Origin of the sequence: uncultured Porphyromonas sp. (genome assembly GCF_938039215.1) — a bacterium.
Taxonomy (GTDB): domain Bacteria; phylum Bacteroidota; class Bacteroidia; order Bacteroidales; family Porphyromonadaceae; genus Porphyromonas.
In genome coordinates this window covers 1-24909 of the sequence record NZ_CALHVI010000007.1, presented here as the reverse complement: position 1 = coordinate 24909, position 24909 = coordinate 1, and the positions used below count along the sequence as shown (strand labels likewise).

Genomic DNA, 24909 nt, shown 5'->3' with positions numbered 1-24909 from the left:
GACCGTGTCGGGTAGGGAGTCTAGGGGCTTCTTTCTCCTTTGGGCATCAACCGATTGCCCAAAGGAAAAGAGAAGGAGGAAGAGGAGCATCAAGAGGCATTTCATAGGCTGGGGCGTATGCTGTGTTGATATTCCCCGTAAGCGGGGTGATTGTCTGCGTTTGTCTTCTGAAGGCTAATACTTTCCCTCGGGGAAGATGGGATCTTTGCCTTGAAGGTAGCTATTCCTTTGAAACTGCTCCTCTCACCCCTCTGAAATGGGCTCTCTGGAGGGGGCAAAAAGCAACCCACGGTAGGTCGCTCTTAAAACCTACTGTGGGTCGCTTGACCGACCTACCGTGGGTCGCAAGTGCGACCTACCGTAGGTTTTTTTCTCCCCCTTTTGTGGAGGCCTCGCAAAGCGGGCTGTGGAGGGGGCTGGCATCAAGGGGAGTAGCCCCTTCAAAAAGGGTTGTTCGGAGTGGGGGAGTGGGAGTGCCCTTCGCTCGGCGCATCAAGGGGAAGATCTCGGGCAGAAGAAGAGTGGGGGAGACTCCACTATTATATATGGAGTCATCGGTCAATCATGGAGGCTCTACCTATAATTAGGCTATTGGTAGAGCGTTATATCCCCATTCTTAGGTATTTATACAGCAAGGTGATGGCTGTATCTTTGCTTGCAATTCTCCCTATGGAGATCTTAGAGCGCAAGAGATAAGATCAATCTACACCTATTACTTATGAGTGATAAGCATCATACCCCCCGAAGTAGCCGTCAGAGACGCTTCCTTCTCGGGGGGATCGCCCTCGTCTTAATCGCCCTCATCGGCTACTTTGCTTGGGGTCATTATGGCTCCACGACCCGTATTGCTCTGGTGAACTTCCCCGGCTATCAGTCCTCGGGGATCATCCTCTCCAACGGGAGCAAGCACGTGCGCTACGACGAACTCAAGCAGTCGGAGATCGACAAGTTCGACGACTACGACTGCGTGCTCACCTTCGGGATGGGCTTGAAGTGGAACGAAGAGGAGCGAGCTCGTGTCCAAGAGCTTGGCAAGAAAGGAGTCAAGATCAAAGTCCTCTATGCTACTACAGAGGAGAACAAGATCTCTTCCCTCGACGAGCACCAAGATCAGCGCATCACCGAGTACCTAGAGAATGGGAATAAGAAGAACTACCGCTCCCTCTCGCTCTACATTCGTAAGTATATCGATGGGAAGAGCTGGTTCGCTCCCGAGCCAGACTCTGTAGCTCCTAGTTCGACCAATGTCTACTATCATCTGGATGAGAATGTCGCCTTCGAGAAGCTCGCCGACTATGAGGCTTACCTCAAGAAGATGGGCTACTATCACGAGGGAGCAAAGAAGGTGCTTCTCATCGGAGGTCTTAATGACCCCTTCAGCGGGAACAAGCAGAATCTGGACAGCCTCATCACCAGCCTCGAGCGTGTGGGGCTCAATGTCTATCCCGTCGCTTCCTTCGCCGATCGTCTTCGCTTCATCAAGGAGGTCTCGCCCGACCTCATCATCCACTTCCCTCACGGACGCATCTCGATGATGGGGGGAGATCAGGTGGTCTCTTACCTGAGAGAGCGGAATATCCCCGTCATCGCTCCGCTGACGCTCATGACGAGCCAAGAGGAGTGGGAGAATGATCCGCAGGGGATGATGGGGAGCTTCCTCTCCCAGACTATCGGTGTACCTGAGCTGGACGGCGCTATCTATCCCTACTTGCTCACCGTCGAGGAGAAGAATGCCGATGGACTCTATGTCCTCAAGGCGATCCCCGAGCGTCTCCAGAAGCTCACGGAGCTCGTCCAGCGCTTCCTCTCCCTGCAGACCAAACCCAATAGCCAGAAGCGTCTAGCCATCTACTACTTCAAGGGTCCTGGTCAGTCGGCACTCACGGCGCAGGGCCTTGAGGTCGTCCCATCGCTCTACAACTTGCTCCTACGCCTTCGCTCCGAGGGCTATGACCTCACGGGACTTCCCGCAGACGAGAAGACCTTCGAAGCACAGATCATGCGCGAAGGTCCCATCATCCAGTCCATCTCGGGTGGGCAGATGGAGCAGTACCTCAAGACGGGGAATCCCGCTTGGACGAGTAAGCAGGTCTTCGACGAATGGCTCCAGCGCGATCTGACACCCAAGCAGATCAAGGAGCTCACAGATCAGTACGGCACCAGCCCAGGTGCTTATATGGTGCGTAGCTCTAAGTCGGGTGCTCCTGAGCTGGCTACGACCCGTATTCAGTATGGCAATGTGGTGATCCTTCCTCAGCCCATAGCGGGTATCGGTAGCGATGACTTCGCCATCGTCCATGGGGCGGGCTCACCTCCCCCTTACCCCTATGTCGCTGCCTATCTCTGGGCAAGACATACCTTCCAGGCTGATGCCCTCATGCACTTCGGTACGCATGGTAGCCTAGAGTTCACCCCGCAGAAGCAGGTGGCTCTTAGTGCGAGTGACTGGGGCGAAGCTCTTGTAGCTCCCCTGCCACACTTCTACTACTATACGATAGGCAATGTAGGGGAGAGCATGATGGCAAAGCGCCGTTCGTATGCCAGCCTCATTTCCTATATCACGCCTGCCTTCGATGAGAGCAAGACCCGCCATACCTTCACCGATCTCCAGCAGGCGATCGAGAAGTATTACGACCTGAGAGATGCACGGGAGAAGGATGCACAGAGCCTACAAGTGAAGAAGCTCGCCGTAGGTCTTGGTATCCATCGTGAGCTGCGTCTAGACTCCATCCTTACCAAGCCCTACACCGACAAGGAAGTAGAGCGTATCGATAACTTCGCCGAAGAGATCGCTTCGGAGAAGATCAACGGTCAGCTCTATACCACGGGGGTAGCTTACACTCCGCAGAAGGTAGCATCGACGGTCGTCGCCATGAGCGCCGATCCCATTGCCTACGCTAAGGCTCGTCTGGATCGTCTGCACGCTGCCGAACCCCTAGACAATACGAGCAATAAGCATCGCTTCTACAAGTCTTATCTCCATCCTGCCCAGCAGCTCGTGCGCAGTATCCTTGCCTCGGGCTCCGTCAGTGAGAGCCTTGTCCTCACCTATGGTGGGATCACTCAGGCACAGCTTGCCCGAGCTCGAGAGCTGAATGCTCCGAAGAGCCGAGGCGGGATGATGGCATCGATGATGGGCTCTAAGGCTAAGGGTGCTGATGCCAAGAGTGCAGAGCCTAAGAAGCCCGAAGTAGCCTCTCACGATAAGCCTACCCGCAAGCCTACTCGTCTGGAGCAGATGCGTGGGGAGACCCCTTCGGATAAGAAGGCAGGGGGACATCCTTCTGCTAAGTCGGGAGATGCACCAGAGCCCTCTAAGAAGGAAAAGGAAGAAGCCGAAGCAATCACGGAACTGGAGCATGCCATCCTCAACGTCATCAACTATCGGGATGCCCTACAGAATAGTCCCCGCCTAGAGCTCGATGCCATCATCAATGCGCTCAATGGTGGATTCACCGCTCCCTCACCAGGGGGAGATGCTGTGGCCAACCCTCGAGCTGTCCCCACGGGACGCAACCTCTACTCCGTACGTGCTGAGAGTACTCCCTCACAGCGTGCCTGGAGTCAAGGGGTACAGCTAGCACAGCAGACGCTCCGAGCCTACAAGGAGCAGCACGGGAAGTACCCGACGAAGGTGAGCTACACCTTCTGGAGTAGTGAGTTCGTCGAGACCGAAGGGGTGACTATCGCTCAAGTGCTCTATATGCTCGGGGTAGAGCCTGTGCGTAGCCAGTTCGGTACGGTAGAGGATGTTCGTCTTATTCCTACTTCGGAGTTGGGTCGTCCCCGTATCGATGTCGTCATCCAGACCTCGGGCCAGTTCCGAGACCTTGCTGCTTCCCGTCTAGCACTTATCACTAAGGCTGTCGAATTAGTAGCGTCCCTCGGTAAGGAGGATCAGGCGAACTTCGTCGCAGAGGGCTCTGTGGCTACTGAGCGAGAGCTCGTAGAGCAAGGCCTTTCACCCAAGGAAGCTCGTGAGCTAGCCAACGTGCGCATCTTCGGGGGGATCAACGGTATGTATGGTACGGGCATTCAGGAGATGGTCACCGCTGGCGATAAGTGGGAGACGGAGCGAGAGATCGCTGATGTTTACCTCAATAATATGGGTGCAGCCTACACCGGCAAGCAGGAGGACTGGGGACGCTTCGTCAAGCCCCTCTTCCGTGCTGCCCTCAAGAATACTGATGTCGTCGTACAGCCCCGTCAGAATAATACCTGGGGTGCTCTGAGCCTCGACCACGTGTATGAGTTCATGGGCGGCCTGACGCTCTCCGTGCGTCAAGTCACGGGGAAGGATCCCGATACTTATCTAGCCGACTACCGCAATCATAGCAATATGCGGATGCAGGATCTCAAGGAGGCCATCGGTGTAGAGAGTCGTGCTACCGTGCTCAATCCCGAGTATGTCCGTGAGGTCCTCTCGGGTGGAGCTACCAGCGTGGCAGGTATCACGGAGATCGTCACCAATACCTATGGCTGGAATGTCATGAAGCCAGAAGTCATCGATAAGGAGCTGTGGGATCAACTCTATGACATGTATATCCGAGACGTGAACAACCTCGGTGTCGCTAAGGCCTTCGAGGGGAAGAGCCCCGCAGCGATGGAGGAGATCACGGCCGTGATGCTCGAGACCGTCCGCAAGGGGATGTGGAAGGCTTCGGCAGAGCAGGTCGCTACTCTTGCCCAGCGCCACACAGAGATCGTCGCTAAGTATGGACCTTCGGGTGCTGGTATGTCTGCTGATAATAAGAAGCTCCGTGACTTCATCTCTAAGCATGTCTCCTCCGATGCTGCTCGCCAGTATCAGACCTCTATGAAGCAGCTCGACGAAGGCTCGGCTTCAGGTAATGTGGATGCTAAGAATGGGATGGTCATGAAGAAGGAGACCGTCTCTGATGCAGCGGGCTCTGTGACGAAGAGCTTCAGCAGCCTCTGGGTCGTCGGTGGTGTCGCCGTCCTCTTCGTGGCCCTGCTCGTCGTGCTTCGCATCAAGCGTCGCCGTGATCAAGCCTAATAGAGCTTCGCCTCACTCAGCTCCTATCCCTCCTAACTGATGGAACTAGTAGTACAGATCCTCATGCTCTTTGTCGCTCTTGGGACAGCACTGCGTCTGACCTTTGAGCGAGGCTGGATCCTCCCGCTACTCTTCGGCTTACTAGCCTCTGTCTTCGTCTACTTGACCTATCCCTATGCGATCGAGCAGACGAAGACAGGACTAGCCGCCTATATCGCTGACCGCTCGCTGCGAGAGTATGCAGCGATCTTCATCTCGCTGGATGTCGCTCTGGTGGTAGGCTATAGCTTCTCTCGTCTGAGCCGAGCTCGGACAAAGAGGGGACAGATCATGACCTTCCTGCTGAGGCTATATCCTGGGGTCTTACTCTTCCCTGTACTCTTCTACCTACAGTCTACCCTGATCTTTGCCCTCCCAGGGGTGGACTTCGGGGTCGTCTCCCTCCTGCTTGCTCTCGGGACACTGCTGCTTGTGCTTGGACTGGTCTATCTCCTGCGCTTCCTCCTGCCCGAGGAGGAGCTTCGTCTGGAGGTGCTCTTCCTCGTCGAGCTCTTCGTCTTCATTCTCGGCCTCATCGCTTCGGTGGATGAGACGATACGCACTGCTCCCGAGAAGAGCCCCATTCAGTGGCAAGGGCTAGCACTCACTGGCCTCATTGCCCTCCTGTGCTTCGTCTTCGGCTATTTCGCTCCACGCATCCGTCGCTCACTCAGATCTAAGTAATACATACATCATCCGCATCCATGGATCAGATCTCTAAGATTCTCTTTGTCATCTCCAACAGTCTGCTCATCCCAGACATTCTCTTCCTCATCCTGCTCTTCATTCGGTCGCTGATCCTCGTCGGGAGCTTCTACAATAGCTTCATGCAGCGCCGTCGGCTCACCCAGCTCCTTGGGGACACACGTCTACTGCGCTCGGACAATCTCTCGGAGCTCCTGGAGCGTCTACCCAAGACGAACCGCTCTCCCTTCGTCGATCACCTCGCTGATCTCTTGACACGTGAAGGGCTGACCGAAGACTATGTGAACTATCAGCTCAGTAGCTATGAGAGTATCTGTGAGAAGGATCTTACCCTCTCCAAACTTCTGACGAAGATCGGTCCTGTCCTCGGGCTCGTGGGGACGCTTATCTCGATGAGTCCTGCACTCGTGGGGCTCTCCTCGGGGGATATCGGGGCGATGGCGTATAACATGCAGGTGGTCTTCGCTACGACGGTCGTTGGTCTGGTGATCAGCCTCGTCGGGCTCATCACGATGCAGTACAAGCAGCGCTGGTACTCCAAGGATGTAGCTCTGCTGGAGTATATCTCATCGCTTCTGCTCGAACAGCCTAAGGCCTAGAACTATGGCACGCAAACCTCGTCGCCCCAATCGCCTCATGCAGGGCGAAGATACCGATCCGCTGACGGTCGTCGTCAACCTCTTCGATGTCGCTATGGTCTTCGCCGTCTCGCTCATGGTAGCGATGGTGATGAATATGAACATGACCGAGGTCTTCACCCAAGAGGACTTCTCCGTGGTGAAGAATCCTGGGAAGGAGAACATGGAGATCATTACGAAGAAGGGCGGTAAGATCGAGCGCTATACACCCTCGAAGGATAAGACGGATCAGTCCAGCTCCCGTGGTCGCCGTGTCGGCGTAGCCTACGAGATGGAGGACGGTCAGGTCTACTACGTCCCAGAGGAAGCCCTCCCCGATACTCCGAAGCAGTGATCTGCTGAGCGAAAGCCTAGTCTGAGGGGCTATATCTTGCGTCTAGATAGACCGCATAGATATAGCCCCTCAGTAGCCTCTAAATGGAACCTACTGTAGGTCGTCCTTGCGACCCACGGTAGGTCGGTGAGACGACCCACAGTAGGTTTTAAGAGCGACCTACCGTGGGTCGTTTTTTTACCCTTTCGAGAGCCTGCTCCGAAAGGGGGAAGATATACCCTTCGAGCTTAGTGCAGACGCTTCTCTCGGTCATGACCGGCTAAAGGGGTAGTCTCCCTAATACATTTATATATGAATGAGCCTCATCGAGGCTCAGGAGTGTAGGTCTGAAGCCTAAGGATAAATAGCTGTAAGCCTCTTGCCCTCCCAGCGGAAGGCGAGGGGCTTGCACCTATTGCAGAATCAAAACTTCTCCTTATCTTTGCGACCAAGAAAACCCCTCAAGGGGGGTGTCTCAACCCTGCGGTAGTAGCTCAGTTGGTAGAGCATCAGCTTCCCAAGCTGAGGGTCACGAGTTCGAGCCTCGCCTACCGCTCACCACGTGAGGGGGTATTCTTCTCTTCTTGAAGAGAGGGATATCCCCTCGCTATTTCCCACATACACTACTTCTAAAGTTTCGTTTCCTTCAATGATGACCACCCCACTGCTAGGGATTGACTTTGGTCAGATCGCTTCGGCGATAGGGCATGAGTTCACCCTGTTTAGCTTCAACGAGCTCTACAAAGCGTTCTTCACGCTTTTCGTTACGATCGACATCATCGGAGCTATCCCCATCATCCTCTCGCTCAAGTCTAAGGGTAAGACCTACCAGTCCTCGCAGGTCGGTATCTATTCGGGGATCATCCTGCTGGCCTTCCTGCTGGTGGGAGAGTCGCTCTTAGGTTCGTTTGGTGCAGATATATCTACCTTCGGTGTCGCTGGGGGTATTGTGCTCTTCGTGATGGCTGTCGAGATGATCTTCGGGATCGAGATCTTCAAGTCTGAGGATGACTCGAGTGGCAATACGACCTTCGTTCCGCTGGTCTTCCCCCTTTTCGCAGGGGCAGCTTCCTTCACGACGCTCCTGACGCTCCGCTCGGCAGGGATCGCTATGATCAACCTCGCGCTGAGTATCGTCTTCAATATGGTCCTCGTCTACCTCGTCCTGCGCTACGTGTCGATCCTCGACCGTATCCTCGGCAAGAACGGGGTCTACATCCTACGCAAGTTCTTTGGGGTCGTACTACTGGCAATCTCGGTGAAGTTTATCACCAAGAATCTGATCGATGTCATCGCCATGGTGCAGCATGGTGTGGCAGCCCTCAGCCAATAGCTTGCCCGCTCTCCTCCCCTCTACGGAGATATGCGTGCACTGACTGAATAAGAGAAGTGTACGCATATCTGCTCTATATACATCACTAACGGTTTAGATTTAAAAGAGAATAATATGAAGTATGGATTTGTCAAGGTGGCAGCTGCCGTCCCCTTCGTGCGGGTCGCAGACTGTGCCTATAATGTCAGCCGTATCGAAGCTCAGATCCTCGAGGCTGAGGCCAAGGGTGTAGAGATCATCACCTTCCCAGAGCTCTCTATCACGGGCTACACGTGTGGAGACCTTTTCCTACGCTCCTTCCTCAACGATCAGGCCGAGGCTGCCCTGCTGGATCTAGCAGAGCGCACGGCACACACCTCGGTGCTCATCATCGTGGGGATGCCCATACGCATCGAGTCACAGCTCTTCAATGCTGCTGTCGTCCTGCAGTCGGGTCAGATCCTTGGCGCTATCCCTAAGACTTATCTGCCGAACTACCGAGAGTTCCAAGAAGCTCGCTGGTTCGCAGCTGCTCGAGACCTTCAGCTGGCTCACGTACAGATCGGCCGCTTCCGTGTGCCCATTGGTCACAATCTCCTCTTCCGTGCTGGTAAGCTAGCCGTTGGGATCGAGATCTGCGAAGATATGTGGACTCCCTATACCCCAGGGACACGCCTAGCCCTCTACGGCGCACAGATCATCTTCAACCTCTCTGCGAGCAATGAGCTAGCAGGGAAGAATACCTACCTACGCTCCCTCATTAGCGGTCTCTCTTCGCAGAACCTCTGTGGCTACGTCTATGCCTCCGCAGGCTATGGTGAGAGCTCAACGGATACTGTCTTCACAGGGAAGGCCTTCATCGCCGAGGTAGGGAAGATTCTCGTCGAAACCTCTCGCTTCGTCTACGAAGAGCGACTGATCATCAGCGATATTGATGTGATGCGCATCATCAATGACCGCACGATGACGAATAGCTTCAATGACTCTGTGGTCGACCACACCGAGCGAGGTCTTCTCACGGAGATCCCCTTCACGCTCCGTACGCACGAGGAGTCGCACGACGTGGATCGTAAGATCGATCAGAATCCCTTCCTCCCCCTAAGCCGTAAGCGAGATGAGCGTGCCGAAGAGATGTTCGAGATCCAGGTGTGTGGCCTATCCCAGCGTCTACGCTTCATCGGAGCTCGCCACGCTGTCATTGGGATCTCTGGGGGGCTGGATTCGACGCTAGCTTTGCTGGTCACCGTCGCTACCTTCGACGCACTAGGACTCCCACGTGAGGGGATTATCGGGGTGACGATGCCTGGCCTTGGGACGAGCAACCAGACTAAGGATAATGCCCTCAAGCTGATGGAGCTCCTCGGGGTTACTTCGCTCACCATCGATATTACGGATGCTTGTCTCCAGCACTTCGCAGCTATCGGCCATGATCCGAAGGTGCAGGATGTCGTCTATGAGAATGCACAGGCTCGTGAGCGTACACAGATCCTCATGGACCTAGCCAACAAGTACAACGCTCCCGTCATCGGTACGGGAGACCTCTCGGAGCTGGCTCTGGGGTGGTGTACGTACAACGGCGATCACATGTCAATGTATTCGGTCAATGCAGGTGTGCCTAAGACGGCGGTACAGATCATCGTCTCCCGCCTCGCTGAGATCGAGAAGTTCGGTGTCGAACTCTCCGAAGTGCTCCGTGCGATCGTCGATACTCCTATCTCTCCCGAACTGAAATCTACCGATGAGACTGGAGGTATCGCTCAGAAGACTGAAGATCTCGTAGGGCCCTATGAGCTGCATGACTTCTTCCTCTACAATTTCCTCGGTTACGGGTACGATCCTCAGAAGGTCTTCTATCTGGCTAAGGTGGCCTTCGAAGGCAAGTACGAAGCGAAGGTCATCAAGCGCTGGTTACGCGAATTCTACCGCCGCTTCTTCGCTCAGCAGTACAAGCGTAATTGCCTCCCCGATGGACCGAAGGTCACGAGCGTGAGCCTCTCTCCCAGAGGCTACTGGCGCATGCCGAGCGACGTGTCTTCTACGGCTTGGCTCGCCGCTGTAGATGCACTCTCTGAGGAGGATTAGAAGACTATTTTTAGAGGAGTAGTATCGGATTGATTTTTTTGTACATTTGTAGCCGGCTTGTTACCCGCTGGGGGCTTCATGGAGAAGACCGCTAGACGGGAGAGCCACTAAATACATTAGTACGATTATGAAGAAAGTATTTGTTTCATTCGCAGTACTGGCACTGGCTCTTGCCTCTTGCCAAGGTAACACGGAGGCTTCGCAGAGCGATAGCCTGAATCAGGATTCTGTAGCAGCAGTGGTAGAAACTCCTGCTGTAGCTAACGAAGCAGCTCTGGGTACCTACGAAGGTACGATCCCAGGCGCTGACGGATCAGTGAAGACGACGATCGTCCTCAACGCTGATGGTACGTACAGCAAGCACGAAGAGTTCACTAAGGCTGGTGTTGAGCCTGTCGATGAGAACGGGACGTACAAGCTCGAAGCTGATGGCATGCTGACGCTCATCACTCCTTCGTCTAACCTTGAGACCTACTACAAGGTCGGTGAAGGTAAGATCACGCTGCTCGACCAGACGACCAAGCAGCTCCCCGAAGGTGAGCTCGCTGCCCAGTACGACCTCGCAAAGAAGTAACTCATCCACGATACCCTGCCTCCTTGTGCGGGGATTTACCCTCAGGGGCTATGCCGATAGCGCAAGCTGTACGGGCGTAGCCCCTGCCTCTTTATAGCAGCCCTAGTAGGGTGGGGGCTTCTTCTGATAGTGATGTGATCATTGCTCTGGAGGTGGTGCTGGCACGGAGATATAGAGCGCTGTCCTCTCTTGTATATATGGTGTTGTGGAGCTTTGGGTTTTACTTTGCTCTCGCTTGCCTCATCCCTGCTTTGTAACGATGTAAAATTGACTAACTTTGTCCCTTGATATGCCTAAGCTAGGCAGAGGGGCTTACTCCCAGACGAATAGTCAACATGAGGTAAGCTCTGTACTAAGAACTTAAGCAACGTAAATGAATAAAGTAAGCTACGCCCTAGGGCTAAGTATCGGCCAGAACTTCCGAGCTTCGGGCTTCGATGAGATCAGTCTCGAGGATTTCCTCGCAGGAGTACGTGATGTCCTTCAGGAGGCAGAGCCTCGTATGACGTATGATGAGGCCAAGGTCGTCATCAACGATTATTTCCAAGAAGTTCGTCGCAAGGCTGTCGAGCAGAACAAGGCTGCTGGTGAGGAGTTCCTCAAGATCAATGGCCATAAGACTGGGGTTGTGACCCTGCCTAGTGGCCTGCAGTATGAGGTCATCAAGATGGGCGACGGGGCTAAGCCTCAGCTCACCGATACCGTAGAGTGCCACTACCACGGTACGCTCATCAATGGTCAGGTCTTCGATAGCTCGATGGATCGTGGTCAGACGGCAAAGTTCCCTCTACAAGGCGTTATTAAGGGTTGGACGGAGATCCTTCAGCTCATGCCCGTAGGCTCCAAGTGGAAGGTCACGATTCCTTCGGATCTTGCCTATGGTGACCGTGGCGCAGGAGAAATGATCCAGCCAGGAAGTACGCTCATCTTCATCATTGAGCTCATCGACATCGTCGGTAAGTAGCCTACATGAATAAGGTATCTAGTTCGCTTGTCTTAGCGCTGGGTTTGGCTCTAGCTACGACCTCGTGCTCTAAGAAGCTTCATGTGCAGCAGTCTGCCCTAGCGAGTCGTCAGGATTCGGTAGCCTATGCTTTTGGAGTACTCAATAGTGGTGCTTTCTCCGAGGTCGTCTCGAAGATGCCAGGGGATAGCCTCAGCCGTAAGCAGATCCTCTCTGGCTTTAGCGATGCTTTCCTCGGCGAGCGCCTCAAGATCAGTGCCTCCGAAGCTCAGTCGATCTTCCAAGCTTATGCCTCAGAGCTCCGAGCTCAGGATGCACAGCGTCGTGCTGCTGTGGCAGACTCCGTCATCGCAGCCTACAAGGGGCGTGAGGGAGTGAAGTCTACCGAGAGCGGCCTGATGTATCGTGTGCTCCGTGCAGCACAGGATGAGCGTCCTACAGCTCAAGATACGGTCGTCGTGCACTATGCGGGAAGACTAGCCGATGGGAAGGAATTTGATAGCTCCATCAAGCGTGGTGAGCCAGCTGTCTTCCCTCTCTCTCAGGTTATCGCAGGTTGGACCGAAGGTATCTGCCTTATGACCAAGGGTTCGAAGTATGAGTTCCTCATCCCTGCAGCCCTTGCCTACGGTGATCGTGGGGTCAATGGTGTCATCCCTCCAGGAGCCCCACTCTTCTTTGAGGTTGAGCTTCTTGATGTACGTCCTTACCAAGAGCCCAAGCCTGAGGTGAAGGAAGAAGCTTCCTCTGCTCCAGAGAAGGTCGCTCCCTCTGCTAAGGGACGGAAGCCTGCCAAGCGAAAGAAATAACAACAGAAATAATATCCAATCAATCCAGTATCTAAACGAAAGATGAAAAAGATCTCAATGATCCTGGCTGCTTCAGCCATGGCTCTCGGTATCTACTCTTGCTCTAAGAGTGGCTCTGCTAACCTCAAGGACAATGCTGACAGCGTATCCTATGCTGTTGGTTTTGGCAACGCTAACGAGCTTATCAATGCCATCCAGGGAGCTAAGGCTCAGGGTGAGAATGTCGATTCAGCTCTCTTCTTCAAGGGCTTTGAAGAAGGCTTCAATAGCGACACGACCAAGCTTTGGTACTACGTCGGTCAGATGCAGGGTGTCCAGGCTGCTATGCGCTTTAAGGATGACTCTACGCTGAAGAAGGCTGTCTTCCTCGCTGGCTTCAAGAAGGCTCTTAGCCTCGACTCTGCAGCTCGTGCAGCTCAGTCCGATAGCCTCAACGCAATCACTCAGGCTTACTACGAAAAGAAGCAGGAGCAGGAACGTGCAAAGTACGAAGAGGAAATGCAGAAGCAGATGGAAGAGCAGTATGGTGAGAACAAGAAGAAGGGCGCTGAATTCGTAGCGAACTACAAGAAGCAGGCTGGCGTGAAGACCACGGCTTCTGGTCTTGCTTATCAGGTCCTCAAGGAAGGTAATGGTGAGACTCCTAAGGCTACGGATATGGTCCAGGTGAACTATGTCGGTAAGCTCATCGATGACACGGTCTTTGACGAATCTAAGGGTAAGCCCGCAGAATTCCGTGTTGATCAGGTGATCAAGGGCTGGACGGAAATGCTTCAGCTGATGAAGGTCGGTGAGAAGGTTAAGGTTGTCATCCCTCAGGAACTTGCTTATGGCGCTCGCTTCGCTGGTGAGAAGATCGCTCCTTTCAGCACGCTCATCTTCGAAATTGAACTCGTAAAGATCGTACCTGCTGAAGCTGCTGCTCAGAACTAAGCTCTCCCGAGCAGATCTCTACATTAGATCACAGAGCGACTATCCCTTACGGAAGGGGTAGTCGCTCTTGCTTTATGGAGGAACATTAGGTGCTTTGTTGGGGCTTATTTGAGATTGGAAAATCCTTGTATTTGGTGCTGGATATTCCTAAAGTTTGTAGGTAAAGAAAAAAGTACTACCTTTGCAGTGCAAAAAGATAGCGCGGAGTGGAGCAGTGGCAGCTCGTTGGGCTCATAACCCAAAGGTCGTAGGTTCGAATCCTGCCTCCGCAACAAGAGAAATCAGTGCCTCATACTGATACCTGAGCCTCCTCTGGATCACAGTGGAGGCTCTTTTGTTGCTCCGCTGAATACAAAGTTCTTAATCGGATTAGCTGCAGGGGCTCTTCTTGCTTGCCGCTTAATTCGGTCAAATAAGCTACAGACCTCGTCAGGGCTGATGCTTGCGGGAGTCTAGCTTTTCATTAGTTTTGCTCTGGCTTATCGCTGAGCTGGGGGAAGTGACTGATGGACTTAGCGGAACTTCCTTTGGCAGCAGACCCGAACTCAGTGGAGGTACTTCTCTCGCTACACTTACTCTACCTACATCTTTACAAGCCAAACGAAGCTTATGGCCCAATCCAAACCCTGTCCCTTACGTGAGGATATCGACAAGGAGCATTTACTTGACTTCCTGCTACGCTATGCTACGACGCAGACCAGCGTCGGGGTGCAAACCAATCGTATCGTAGTCAATACCACCCGTATCGCTCATGCCTATGGCTACGAGCCGACGATCATGACCTTCCAGCGGAATATGACCATGACGCTTACTCCTGTCCTCGGCGACGGGAAGCATTCGTACCGCCCGCTGGATCCGCATCCTGTCTCGGGAATGCTCCAGCATCGCCACGGCCCGCTCAATTTCTTCTTCAACGCCGAACTCAGTCGTCTCTCCTGGTACACCTACGACCACCATCCCAGCCTCGAAGAACTCGAAGAGCGCTTCCAGAAGATCATCAACACTCCGCCGATGAATCGCTGGCTGGTGCTCTATCTCATCAGCCAGGCGAATATGGCCTTCTGCCTGCTCTTCGGCGGTGATCTCGTCTCGGGACTCTTTGTATTCCTCGGGACGTTCTGCGGGTTCCTCCTTCGCCAAGAGCTGAATCGCCGGCACGCTTACCACTATCTGACGGTGGTACTCTCGGCGCTCGTGGCGTCGTTCATCGTAGGCGTCGGGGCAAAACTAGGTTACGAGGAGTATCCCAAGGTTGCTCTCAGCGCCAGTGTCCTGTACCTCATCCCCGGAGTACCCTTCATCAACGGGATGATGGACGTACTCGACGGCTACGTCCTCAATGGGATCTCCCGCCTGCTGACGGCGGTGATGATCGTCGTGAGCATCACCGTGGGGCTGAGCTTCTCGCTGATGTCGCTTGGTCTGTCGCTTCTCTAGTCCCTTTTCCTAATATCTTCCTACCGTATGGACTTTGTGCTTATTCTCGAAAAGGGCTTTTTTGCTGCCATCGCTGCCCTAGGTTTCGCCGCTGTCGGCAATCCTTCGAAGGCCGCCTTCCGATACGTCCCGATCATCGCTTTCTTGGGGAATGCGCTGCGCTTCTCGCTGATGACCTATGCGGGGATGAATATCGCCATCGCCACCTTCTTAGCTTCGGTCTTCGCTGGCTTTATCGCCGTGGGCTTTGCCTACCATGCTCGCTACCCGATCGAAGTCTTTGCCTTCCCCGCTCTCCTGCCGATGATCCCGGGCCAATTCGCATATCGCTCGATCCTGGGCATGATTCGCTTCATGGAGTCGACGCAGGAAGTGGCGCAAGAGCAGTATCTGCCAGGGATTATTTCGAATATGATCACGGCGCTTTTGACGATGTTTGCCCTCGGCGTGGGGGTAGCCATTCCGCTATTTATGTGCTATAAGGTCTCCTTCCGCATGACGCGTGGGGAGGCGAAGTAGGGAGAAGGCGAGGCTTCTGAAGGCACTTCCTCTGGGAAGTACAAGGACTTCCCTCCCGAACTAAGCACACTGCTCGGGGGAACTAACAGGGCTTCCCATCCGAACTTCAGGTACTTTGCTCGGGTTGTTATATTACTTCCCAGGCGAAGTACCTGAAGTTCGCTTCGAAAGTAATATAACATTCGGCGAAAAGTAATATAACATTCCGACGAAAGTAATATAACATTCGACCGAAAGTAATATAACATTTGGGACCACCGTCAGAAAGCCGGCTGCAGAGCCTCCTTCAGCGGTGGTCCCACGCTATAAAATCCAATGGATCCATTAGACTTCAAACCGATCCTTCCTTCCTCAAGAGAAGAGGTCACTTCCTTCACGCTCCAGAGCCATTCACGGATATGTGACTTGGCCTTTGCGAACCTATTCGGCTGGGCTGTCAAGTACGAGACGTGCTATGCCATTGCCGACGACACGCTGTTTATTCGCTTCACGTCGCCTACCCGTTCGCATCCCGCTTACCTGATCCCCATCATGCGGGGTGGAGGTTGCGTCGATGCTTCGCTGGATCGACTGAAGGCCGAGGCCGAACTTGGGAACTATCCCCTGGTGATCATGGGCATCACGCCGCAGTGCCGTGAGCACCTCGAGGCGGTCTCTCCTGGTGCCTTCACCTTCCTCGAAGATGAAGGCAATGCCGACTACATTTACCTGAGAGAACGTTTAGTAAGCCTTTCGGGTAAATCCCTTCAGTCCAAGCGCAACCATATCAATAAGTTCGAGAAGCTCTATCCTGACTACAGCTACGAACCTATAACGAAGGGCGACTGCGCTGAATGCTTGGCCGTCGAACAGGAATGGCTCCGCCAGCACGGAACGGAGGAAGGCGAGGACAAAGAACAAGAAGTCATCCAGCGACTCTTCGACCACTTCGACGAGCTCGGACTATCGGGCGGGATCCTGCGTGTAGCTGGTCAGGTCGTGGCCTTCACGCTGGGCTCGCCGATCAACGAGACGACCTTCGGCGTACATATTGAGAAGGCCAACCGAGATTATGACGGTTCGTACACCATGATCAATAAGCTCTTCGCCTCGACCATCCCAGAGCAGTACGTTTATGTCAATAGGGAGGAAGACCTCGGACTGGAAGGCTTGCGCAAAGCCAAGCTATCCTACAAGCCCGAAACAATCCTTCCGAAGATCGCCGCCGTGCTGCGCCATGACCCAGACAAGGAGAACTAAAGGCGAAGATGCTCGTCGGCTGTGGCAATTATGCTTCGGCGACTCGGACGAATTCTTGGATCGCTACTTCTCCCTCGTGTATCGGGAGGAGGATGTGCTCTTAGCGTACGACGGGAGTAAAGCCGTCGGGCACCTGCAGTTCCCCCAGATGGCGCTTTCTCTCGGGGAAGAAACCTTGCCGCTAGGCTATGTGGTGGCCGTTTGTACCCATCCCGACGATCGGGGCAAAGGGATCATGCGCCCGCTCCTTCACCAAGCGCTCCGACGGGAGAAGGCTCGAGGCGATGTCGCCTCCGTGCTCCTTCCCGCCGAAGATTGGCTATTTCGCTACTACACTTCAGTTGGAGGCTATGCGACTGTAGTGAATCGGGCTCGGAGCAGAAGGCAGGAAGATGCCCTTCGTGAAGAAGATCCCGCCGTCGCTGCAGCTTCGCTCGTGGACTATCTCCTTGAGGTCGAAGCGTCACAGCAAACACCGAGCCTGCTGCATAGCCGAGCTTTCTGGGAAGTCATCACGGAAGACTTCGAGCAAGAAGCAGGCCTTTCCCTCCAGATCCATCGCACCGAGTCGGGCCTCATCGATGGGGCGCTCTTCCTTGTGAAGGGAGAATCGGAGCTCCTTGTACAAGCGCTTTACGGGATCAAGCAGGTGCGCAGGGAGCTTCTAGACCAGATCGCAGGCCCTTCTTCGCTACCTCTGACCTATCTCCTTAGACCAAACGAAGGCGGGAGACTTGAGGCTCGGGGGATGATGCGTATTCTTGACGTGCCACGCTATTTGCAAGCGCTGGCGAAGTATTACCCCGAGCTGGAGCTTTCCTTTACGTATCGGGACGAACTCTTCCCAGAGAACGATGGCGACTACCTCGTCTCGGCAGGGCAAGTAGAGCGTCTTCCCCGAGACGAAGAAGGTAAAAGCGCTCCGAAGAAAAGCCTTTCGTCCGCCGAACTAATAGCTGCGCTCTCCGACGCTTTAGGCAGGCCGCTTGCTTGCTCCATGCGCTTGCTCTTTGAAGATCCTTATTAGCCTTCCCGAACTGCCTGCACTTTCCCTGCAATTATCCTTCAGAAGGCAGACCAAGTCCAAAAGAAAAGGGCTGTACCACACCGCAGTGTGATACAGCCCTTTCTGTTTATGCTGAAGTATCCTCTTCGGCTTAGAGGAGTTCTTCGATAGCCTTCTTCAGGTCACTCTTACTTTGAGCACCGACCATCTTCTTGACGACCTGGCCGCCCTTGATGAAGAGGATGGTGGGGATGTTGCGTACGCTGAAGCGACCTGGGAGATCATTGTCCTGGTCGACATCGCACTTCCCGATGACTACCTTGCCTTCGTACTCCTGTGCAAGCTCTTCGATGAAGGGACCTACCATCTGGCAGGGACCGCACCAAGTGGCCCAAAAGTCTACGACTACGGGTTTGTCGCCAGCGACGAGCGAGTCAAAGTTCTGGCTGTTGATTTCTAGTGCCATGACTGTTTCCTTTCTTTTAGTTGATATTAGGTATTACTTGTATTACTTTACTGACATCTGGATGCCGTATTGTCGACAGAAGTCGAGCAACACTGGGCTGGGCACGATAGGATGATCATCATAAGAGAGCAGCACATCATTGCGCCCCGTACCGTCCGTGATTTTGATAGATAACACGGCAGATCCGGTATTGTTCTTGATCAGCGAGCTCAGTTCGCCGATTACTTCATCATTGACCGTGCGCACATCGATCTCTAGATGGACGGCGGAGATGAGATTGTCGACGACTTCGGAGAGAAGGTCGATACGCTGGACACTGAGTTCGAGCTCATCGCCATAGCGACGCTTCTGGACAACACCTTGCACGAAGATGAAGAGTCCCTTCTGGCAGAACTGTGAGTTATTCACGTAGCTCGAGCTGAAGAGGGCAAGATCGAAGGAACCTGTCGTGTCTTCGATCGTGATACGTGCATAGGGATCGCCTCGCTTCGTTGTGCCGAGGAAGACTTTGGAGACCATTCCTCCGAAGGATACTTGTCGCCCTTCGCCAATCGCGTTGAGATCGTTCATCGCCAGAGCGTTGGTTGGGCAATAACATTCGAGGATGACTCGGTAGGGATCAAGTGGATTGCCCGATAGGTAGAGCCCGACAAGTTCTCGTTCCCGATTGAGACGCTCCAGATCAGAGAGTTCGTTGACGAAGCTAGGAGGAGTAGGGCGGGGGAGCTGCAGGGCTTCTTCGTCGCCACCAAAGAGAGAAGACTCATTGAGACTCTGCTCGGTCTGGATGACCTGACCATAGCGGATGAGGGCATTGAGGAAGGTATCATCGTTCCCTGCATCCATCGCCGTCGTGTAGAGCTCTCTGGGATGACCAAAGCTATCGAAGCTTCCCGAGAAGACAAGGCTTTCCAGCGTCTTCCTATTGATGACCGACATCGGCACTCGCTCGAAGAAGTCATAGACATCCTTGAATGCTCCGTGCGTCTCACGCTCTTGGATGATCGCTTCGACGGCAGAGCTCGCTACGCCCTTAATCGCATTGAGCCCGAAGCGAATGTTCCCTTCCTGATTGACGGAGAACTTGAAGTCGGACTCATTGACATCGGGATTGAGCACTCGGATGCCCATCGTACGACATTCGTCCATGAGCTTGATGATCTCAGTGATATTACTGAGATTGCGACTCAGAGCTCCTGCCATGTATTCGGCAGGATAGTTTGCTTTGAGGTAAGCCGTCTGATAGGCGACCCAGCTGTAGCAAGTAGCGTGGCTCTTATTGAAGGCATAGCTGGCGAACTTCGCCCAGTCGGCCCAGATCTTCTCTAGGATCTCCTCATTATATCCCTTCTTCTTCCCACCAGCGAGGAACTTTACCTTCAGCTCCGCCATCTTGTCGGCGAGCTTCTTACCCATGGCCTTACGCAGTCCATCCGATTCGCCTCGGGTGAAGTCTGCGATCTCACGGGAGAGAAGCATCACCTGCTCCTGATAGACGGTGATGCCGTAGGTATCCTTGAGGTAGCGCTCCATGCACTCTAGGTCGTAAGTGATGGGCTTACGGCCATGCTTACGATCGATGAAGTCTGGGATGTAGTCCATAGGCCCTGGACGATAGAGGGCATTCATCGCAATGAGGTCCTCGAAGGTCGTGGGCTGGAGCTCACGGAGGTACTTCTGCATCCCAGCCGATTCGAACTGGAAGGTCCCGACAGTCTTCCCTTCGGCGTAGAGGCGGTAAGTCGTCTCGTCGTCGATGGGGATGCGGTCGATGTCGATCTCTATACCTCGGCTCTTCTTGATATTGAGTAGCGCCTCCTTGATCACAGAGAGGGTCTTTAGGCCAAGGAAGTCCATCTTGATGAGCCCCGTAGACTCGATGACCGAGCCTTCATACTGCGTCACCAGCATGCTTTCGCCCGTAGCCTTGTCTTCAGCGGTGCTCAAGGGGACGACATCACTGATGTCCATCTTCCCGATGATGATCCCACAGGCGTGGACACCAGTACTACGGATATTGCCCTCCAGCATCTGAGCGTACTTCAGCGTATCATGCAGGAGTGGATCAGGACTAAGAGAAGCCTGCTTCAACTCGGGGACGTGCTCGATGGCTGCCTTGATAGAGACATTCTTGACATCGGGGATCTTGTCGGGGATGAGCTTGGTGAGGCGGTCGCTCTCAGAGAGGGGAAGGCGCTGTACACGTGCTACGTCCTTGATGGCGCTCTTGGCGGCCATGGTGCCGTAGGTGACGATATGTGCTACACGTTCGTACCCATATTTCTCCGTGACCCAATGCAGTACATCGGCACGACCATCATCGTCGAAGTCCACGTCGATATCGGGCATGGAGATACGGTCGGGGTTGAGGAAACGCTCGAAAAGTAAGTCGTAGCGGATGGGGTCAATGTCCGTAATGTTGAGGCAATAAGCCACGGCAGAGCCTGCAGCCGATCCACGACCAGGCCCTACGAAGACCCCCATATTGCGAGCCGCAGCGATGAAGTCCTGCACGATGAGGAAGTATCCAGGGAAGCCCATGCCCGAGATGGTGCTGAGCTCGAAGTCAATGCGCTCACGTACCTCCTCGGTGATCCCCTCTTCGCCATACTTACGGCGAGCACCTTCGTAGGTCAGATGGCGCAGGTAGTCATCGGCGGTAGCAAACTCTTCGGGGATGGGGAAGTCAGGCATCAGTGGGTCGTGCTCAATGCTGTAGATCTCGACCTTGTCACAGATCTCCTGCGTCGTGGAGAGGACCTCGGGGACATCGGCGAAGAGCTCGTTCATCTCTGAGGTTGTCTTCATCCATTCCTGCTTGCTGTAGCGCATGCGCTTGGGGTCATTGAGATCCTTGCCCGTGCTGAGGCAGATGAGACGGTCGTGCGCTTCGGCATCCTCCTCGTTGAGGAAGTGAATATCGTTGGTGGCGATCACCTTCACATCGTGCTTCTTGCCCAGCTCAAGGAGGACAGCATTGACTTGCTGCTGCTTCTCGTAGGTCTCCTGATTGCCCAAGGGGTTATCCGTCTTGTGACGCTGGAGCTCGAGGTAGAAGTCTTCCCCAAAGAGCTCCTTGAACCACAGGATGCTCTTCTCTGCCTCTTCGATATTGCCGTGCATGATATGCTGTGGGATCTCTCCCCCGAGGCAGGCCGAGGAAGCGATGATCCCCTCATGGTGCTGCTCGAGGAGCTCCTTGTCGATACGAGGACGGTAATAGTAGCCATCGATCCAAGAGCGGGAGACCATCTTGATGAGGTTCTTGTAGCCCGTGAGGTTCTTGGCCAGCAGGACAAGGTGCCATCCGCTGTTGTCGATGGATTGGTTGGGGCGATAGGGGTTGGGCACATTCGCTTCCTTGAGTAGTCTGGAGCGTCGTGCGCAGTAGACTTCACAGCCGAGGATGGGCTTGAAGAGTTGCTTAGCCTCAGCAGCTTGGAGGGCTTCCCGTAGCTCGGTGAGCGAAGCATCCTCTTCGGGGCTGCGACTCTCTTGCTCTTCTAGAGCCTTGATCTTCTTCTTGAGCGTCTTGCGCTCACCGAGGATAGGGCCGTTCTTCTTGGCTACGTAGTCAAAGAATTCCTTGATGCCGAACATGGCCCCGTGGTCCGTCAGAGCGATGCCGCTCATCCCGTCGCCGATGGCCTTGTCTACCAAGCCTTTGACTGAGGCCTGACCGTCTAGGAGAGAGAACTGAGAGTGTACATGCAGGTGTACGAAGGGTTGCATATCGATGAAGCTAATAGAGTCTGAGGCGAAGAAGGGGCTCGCCTCGGAGAGGTCGCCCCTTATGCTCGGACAAAGTTAGGGCAAATCGCCCAGATGGACGAGTGAAAAGTAGTGCGGGTGCTCAATAATTGATGGGGATCGTCCTAAGAGCTTGATAACCCCGTTTAAGTAAGCGGTGTGAGTACTCAAAAAGCGACCTACCGTAGGTCGCTGAAAAAACCTACTGTGGGTCGTCTTACCGACCCACGGTAGGTCGTCAAGGCGACCCACCGTAGGTTTCTTTTCCGACCCATCGTAGGCTCTATTTGGGGATCTCTAAGGGCTTGATTTTATAATTCCCGAAGAGACACTAGGGTTCAAGTATTTATATACGGGAAAATGCTATGATTTGTTATAGAATATAAATCCTTATCTTTGTAGTAGAGAGAAATAAGAAAACAGAGCCACGTTGTCGATTGGGAAACTCATCGTACATAGTTGAAAACCGAGACAACCCTCTCCTCCAATGGCGGGCTACAACAGACACTCCGGTGTGTGTTCGCCTTGGGGCGATACAGTAGATTACAAAGGAGGCGAGGTCCTCAAATCCTGTTTTTCGGAGTTTTCACTTAATCCGCTCGTGGCTCCTCATAAAGAAGGTCACTCACACAGCCTAATCAAGGCAGGTGAGTGACCTTCTTCTTTGTATGCCTACTCAGGAGAGCGGGCTAGAGGTAGGGGAGTAGCTTACCGAGACGGATGCTATTTGACCCCTTGACGAGGATCAAACTCTGGGTGATGGGATGCGCTTCGATATGGGTGATGAGTTCCTCCACATTTGGGTAGACCCGCACTTGATCGCCTAGCTCCTCCTGCCAGTGAGGTCCACAGAGGTAGATCTCGAGTGGGGGAGTGGTGCTGGAGATAAGGCTCTGGTAGAGGTCTTGGTGTGCCTCGTGGCTGGAGGTTCCGAGCTCATTCATGTCGCCGAGGATGACGATGCGTGGGCGCTGCGTGGGCTCAATAGAGAGGAAGTTGGAGAGTGCCGTGCGCATGCTCGAGGGATTGGCATTGTAGGCATCGGCGATGATCTGATTGCCTCGCTCGGAGTGGATGAGCTGGGAGCGGCTATTGCTGGGGCAGTAGCTGGTAAGTGCCTCGTTGATCTTGTCGGAGGGGACATCGAAGTAAAGCCCGATGGCGATAGCAGCGAGTGCATTGGCGAGGTTGTAGTCTCCGACGAGCTGGGTCTGTACCTCCCGTGGGCTCATCTCGAGGATGGGGCAGGACCAAGAGAAGTGAAGGAAGAGGCTTTCGCCCATACTGGGCGAAGCTAGTCCTTGGACGTAGGCCTCTGGGTTTGACCCATAGCTGATGCGCTCCGTGCCTTTGCTCATCTGACGAAGTACTTCATCCCCTTCGTGGTAGAAGAGGATCCCTCCTCGGGAGCGGACACTGTCGTAAAGCTCCCCCTTGGTGCGACGAACTCCCTCAAGGGAGCCGAAGCCTTCGAGGTGCGCCTGCCCAATGTTGGTGATCAAGCCATAGTTGGGGTCGGCGATCGCACAGAGTTCAGCGATGTCGCCCGGTTTGCTTGCTCCCATCTCGATGAGGGCAAGCTGATGCTCCGAGGTCAGCCGAAGGAGCGTGAGGGGGACTCCTATATGATTATTCAGATTGCCCTCGGTGTAGAGTAGACGATAGCTCTGGGAGAGGACAGCAGCGGTCAGCTCCTTGGTGGTCGTCTTGCCGTTGGTCCCCGTGATGGCGATCACAGGCAGGCCAAGCGTCCTGCGGTGATGTGCCGCTAGGAGCTGGAGAGCTTGGAGGGCATCGGGTACGAGGATGGTGCGCTCGTCGATACGCTGGTCGGGATCATCGATGATCGCATAGGCAGCTCCAGCCTCGAGGGCGGCACCTGCATATTTATTCCCATCGAAGTTTGCGCCACGCAGGGCGAAGAAGAGGCACCCCTCGGGGAGCTTGCGGGTATCGGTGCTTACGACAGGATGACTGAGGTAGAGCTTATAGAGGTCTTCTATTGTGGTCATAGTTCATCAAAGGAGAGGGTAGTGGAGTTCGGCACCAGAGTCAGGTGAACTTGAGCCCGAGGACAAAGGTACGACATACCTATTATTATACCGCATGGATAGAGGCTCTTGCCTCACTCGGGGAGGGTATCTCGAGGAGGGGGCTAAGACGACCTACGGTAGGTCGCAAATAAAACCTACTGTGGGTCGCCTCGACGACCTACTGTGGGTCGGTGGGGCGACCTACCGTAGGTTTTTCTGGCGAAGAAAAATAGAGTGGTTTTTCTTGCTTTGCAGAGGGCTTTAGATTTCATCTTAAGCGGAGCAAAAAATAGCTTGAACCTACGGCTACAAATAGCAGGGTATTTTCTAAAATATTTTATTAATTCAGAGCAAGATAAGAGGTTAGGTTTCCCAAAGAATTTAATTAGTACCTTTGTGTCAAGATTGTTCGGAACGGTAATGGATAGACATTGGCTTCATGCCTCGTTTTTGCGCTCTAGTAGCGATCGTATGCCATCTCGAGAAACGCGATGCCCAGGTGAGCTGTACATAATGTGTGTGTAAATATCTCCCCCAGCCTCATCTCTACCAGCCTATCCTCTCTTACCCATGGTCAAATACAACACAATATGATAAAATAAACTCCTAGCCCCTTCACGGATGCTCTGCTTCAAGCTGATCCTGCAGAGGGGGCTTTATCTCCTCCCCTGAAAACATTTGGCCTCACAGAGGGTACATGACACGCCTTGTGTGGGTCTTTGTTGAGGAAATACCATTCTTTTAATTTTTTAATATGAAGAAAGTACTTTTACTTCTCATGAGTCTCTTCCTTTGCGTTGCTACGGCGATGGCACAGGGCAAGAGCATCAGTGGGGTCGTCCTCGATGCCACGAATCATGAGCCAGTGATCGGGGCTTCGGTTCTGGTCAAGGGTGTGCCTGGTCAAGGAGCTTCTACCGACATCAACGGGAAGTTTACCTTGAAAAACGTCAAGGCAGGTGCTGTCCTCGTCGTCTCCTCTATTGGATACGCGAAGAAGGAAGTGCCTGTCGGTAACCAGACCGAGCTGAAGATCGAGCTCGCTAGTGAAGACAACCAGATCCAAGGGGTCG

General features: G+C 53.9%; 18 protein-coding genes and 2 tRNA genes. 17 read left to right on the top strand and 3 right to left on the bottom strand.

What is annotated here, in order from left to right; all coding sequences use genetic code 11:
• Positions 1-718: 718 nt before the first annotated feature.
• From Q0336_RS01035 to Q0336_RS00960, 16 genes are all read left to right on the top strand, one after another.
• Positions 719-5017: a cobaltochelatase subunit CobN gene (locus tag Q0336_RS01035; protein WP_298524500.1), complete on the top strand. Its 4299-nt coding sequence runs from the start codon at positions 719-721 to the stop codon at positions 5015-5017.
• A gap of 39 nt (positions 5018-5056) precedes the next feature.
• Positions 5057-5740 (top strand): hypothetical protein, encoded by a 684-nt coding sequence (locus Q0336_RS01030; RefSeq protein WP_298524498.1) that lies wholly within the window; start codon positions 5057-5059, stop codon positions 5738-5740.
• Between the two features lie 20 nt (positions 5741-5760).
• Positions 5761-6360 (top strand): MotA/TolQ/ExbB proton channel family protein, encoded by a 600-nt coding sequence (locus tag Q0336_RS01025; RefSeq protein WP_298524495.1) that lies wholly within the window; start codon positions 5761-5763, stop codon positions 6358-6360.
• 4 nt (positions 6361-6364) lie between these two features.
• A complete protein-coding gene (locus tag Q0336_RS01020; protein ID WP_298524492.1) occupies positions 6365-6733 on the top strand; it encodes a DUF2149 domain-containing protein in 369 nt (122 codons plus the stop codon).
• A 462-nt stretch (positions 6734-7195) separates the two neighbouring features.
• Positions 7196-7268: transfer RNA gene (locus Q0336_RS01015), tRNA-Gly, on the top strand.
• Positions 7269-7361: 93 nt separating this feature from the next.
• The gene (locus tag Q0336_RS01010) at positions 7362-8045 is read left to right on the top strand and encodes a MarC family protein (RefSeq protein ID WP_298524490.1); all 684 of its coding nucleotides are present in this window, start codon (positions 7362-7364) and stop codon (positions 8043-8045) included.
• A gap of 114 nt (positions 8046-8159) precedes the next feature.
• Entirely contained in the window at positions 8160-10106 is a 1947-nt protein-coding gene (locus Q0336_RS01005) for an NAD(+) synthase (protein ID WP_298524487.1), read from the top strand.
• A 127-nt stretch (positions 10107-10233) separates the two neighbouring features.
• Positions 10234-10680 carry a copper resistance protein NlpE gene (locus Q0336_RS01000; protein WP_298524484.1) on the top strand — a complete coding sequence of 149 codons (447 nt, stop codon included), beginning with the start codon at positions 10234-10236 and terminating at the stop codon, positions 10678-10680.
• Between the two features lie 373 nt (positions 10681-11053).
• Entirely contained in the window at positions 11054-11644 is a 591-nt protein-coding gene (locus Q0336_RS00995) for an FKBP-type peptidyl-prolyl cis-trans isomerase (protein WP_298524481.1), read from the top strand.
• A 5-nt stretch (positions 11645-11649) separates the two neighbouring features.
• Entirely contained in the window at positions 11650-12453 is an 804-nt protein-coding gene (locus tag Q0336_RS00990; RefSeq protein ID WP_298524478.1) for an FKBP-type peptidyl-prolyl cis-trans isomerase, read from the top strand.
• A gap of 42 nt (positions 12454-12495) precedes the next feature.
• Positions 12496-13386 (top strand): FKBP-type peptidyl-prolyl cis-trans isomerase, encoded by an 891-nt coding sequence (locus Q0336_RS00985; protein ID WP_298524475.1) that lies wholly within the window; start codon positions 12496-12498, stop codon positions 13384-13386.
• Positions 13387-13586: 200 nt separating this feature from the next.
• Positions 13587-13658: transfer RNA gene (locus Q0336_RS00980), tRNA-Met, on the top strand.
• Between the two features lie 337 nt (positions 13659-13995).
• A complete protein-coding gene (locus Q0336_RS00975; RefSeq protein ID WP_298524472.1) occupies positions 13996-14823 on the top strand; it encodes a threonine/serine exporter family protein in 828 nt (275 codons plus the stop codon).
• 27 nt (positions 14824-14850) lie between these two features.
• Complete coding sequence (locus Q0336_RS00970; protein ID WP_021666856.1) at positions 14851-15342, top strand: threonine/serine exporter family protein; 492 nt, start codon at positions 14851-14853, stop codon at positions 15340-15342.
• A 315-nt stretch (positions 15343-15657) separates the two neighbouring features.
• Positions 15658-16581, top strand: coding sequence for a phosphatidylglycerol lysyltransferase domain-containing protein (locus Q0336_RS00965; RefSeq protein WP_298524468.1), 924 nt, complete (start codon positions 15658-15660; stop codon positions 16579-16581).
• Positions 16559-17608, top strand: a complete 1050-nt coding sequence (locus Q0336_RS00960; RefSeq protein ID WP_298524467.1) for a GNAT family N-acetyltransferase — start codon at positions 16559-16561, stop codon at positions 17606-17608. The genes Q0336_RS00965 and Q0336_RS00960 overlap by 23 nt, the downstream gene beginning before the upstream one ends.
• Positions 17609-17738: 130 nt before the next feature.
• On the opposite strand, the gene trxA is transcribed toward Q0336_RS00960, so the two are convergent.
• The 3 genes from trxA to murF form a co-directional block, all read right to left on the bottom strand.
• Positions 17739-18053, bottom strand: a complete 315-nt coding sequence (gene trxA / locus Q0336_RS00955; protein WP_298524465.1) for a thioredoxin — start codon at positions 18051-18053, stop codon at positions 17739-17741.
• Between the two features lie 42 nt (positions 18054-18095).
• On the bottom strand, positions 18096-21785 hold the full coding sequence (dnaE, locus tag Q0336_RS00950) for a DNA polymerase III subunit alpha (RefSeq protein WP_298524462.1): 3690 nt from the start codon (positions 21783-21785) through the stop codon (positions 18096-18098).
• 707 nt (positions 21786-22492) lie between these two features.
• Complete coding sequence (murF, locus tag Q0336_RS00945; protein WP_298524459.1) at positions 22493-23815, bottom strand: UDP-N-acetylmuramoyl-tripeptide--D-alanyl-D-alanine ligase; 1323 nt, start codon at positions 23813-23815, stop codon at positions 22493-22495.
• A 775-nt stretch (positions 23816-24590) separates the two neighbouring features.
• Between murF and Q0336_RS00940 the strand changes: the two genes are divergently transcribed.
• A partial coding sequence (locus Q0336_RS00940; RefSeq protein ID WP_298524456.1) for a carboxypeptidase-like regulatory domain-containing protein occupies positions 24591-24909 on the top strand: 319 nt, incomplete at its 3' end.

What these genes read in the sequence shown, in the direction of transcription:
- Q0336_RS01025 (WP_298524495.1), top strand. Translation starts at nt 5,761, where the DNA reads ATGGATCAGATCTCTAAGATTCTCTTTGTCATCTCCAACAGTCTGCTC.
- Q0336_RS00970 (WP_021666856.1), top strand. Translation starts at nt 14,851, where the DNA reads ATGGACTTTGTGCTTATTCTCGAAAAGGGCTTTTTTGCTGCCATCGCT.
- murF (WP_298524459.1), bottom strand. Translation starts at nt 23,815, where the DNA reads ATGACCACAATAGAAGACCTCTATAAGCTCTACCTCAGTCATCCTGTC.
- Q0336_RS01020 (WP_298524492.1), top strand. Translation starts at nt 6,365, where the DNA reads ATGGCACGCAAACCTCGTCGCCCCAATCGCCTCATGCAGGGCGAAGAT.
- Q0336_RS00975 (WP_298524472.1), top strand. Translation starts at nt 13,996, where the DNA reads ATGGCCCAATCCAAACCCTGTCCCTTACGTGAGGATATCGACAAGGAG.
- Q0336_RS00995 (WP_298524481.1), top strand. Translation starts at nt 11,054, where the DNA reads ATGAATAAAGTAAGCTACGCCCTAGGGCTAAGTATCGGCCAGAACTTC.
- Q0336_RS01005 (WP_298524487.1), top strand. Translation starts at nt 8,160, where the DNA reads ATGAAGTATGGATTTGTCAAGGTGGCAGCTGCCGTCCCCTTCGTGCGG.
- Q0336_RS01000 (WP_298524484.1), top strand. Translation starts at nt 10,234, where the DNA reads ATGAAGAAAGTATTTGTTTCATTCGCAGTACTGGCACTGGCTCTTGCC.
- Q0336_RS00960 (WP_298524467.1), top strand. Translation starts at nt 16,559, where the DNA reads ATGACCCAGACAAGGAGAACTAAAGGCGAAGATGCTCGTCGGCTGTGG.
- Q0336_RS00985 (WP_298524475.1), top strand. Translation starts at nt 12,496, where the DNA reads ATGAAAAAGATCTCAATGATCCTGGCTGCTTCAGCCATGGCTCTCGGT.
- Q0336_RS01010 (WP_298524490.1), top strand. Translation starts at nt 7,362, where the DNA reads ATGATGACCACCCCACTGCTAGGGATTGACTTTGGTCAGATCGCTTCG.
- Q0336_RS00965 (WP_298524468.1), top strand. Translation starts at nt 15,658, where the DNA reads ATGGATCCATTAGACTTCAAACCGATCCTTCCTTCCTCAAGAGAAGAG.
- Q0336_RS01035 (WP_298524500.1), top strand. Translation starts at nt 719, where the DNA reads ATGAGTGATAAGCATCATACCCCCCGAAGTAGCCGTCAGAGACGCTTC.
- Q0336_RS00990 (WP_298524478.1), top strand. Translation starts at nt 11,650, where the DNA reads ATGAATAAGGTATCTAGTTCGCTTGTCTTAGCGCTGGGTTTGGCTCTA.
- trxA (WP_298524465.1), bottom strand. Translation starts at nt 18,053, where the DNA reads ATGGCACTAGAAATCAACAGCCAGAACTTTGACTCGCTCGTCGCTGGC.
- dnaE (WP_298524462.1), bottom strand. Translation starts at nt 21,785, where the DNA reads ATGCAACCCTTCGTACACCTGCATGTACACTCTCAGTTCTCTCTCCTA.
- Q0336_RS01030 (WP_298524498.1), top strand. Translation starts at nt 5,057, where the DNA reads ATGGAACTAGTAGTACAGATCCTCATGCTCTTTGTCGCTCTTGGGACA.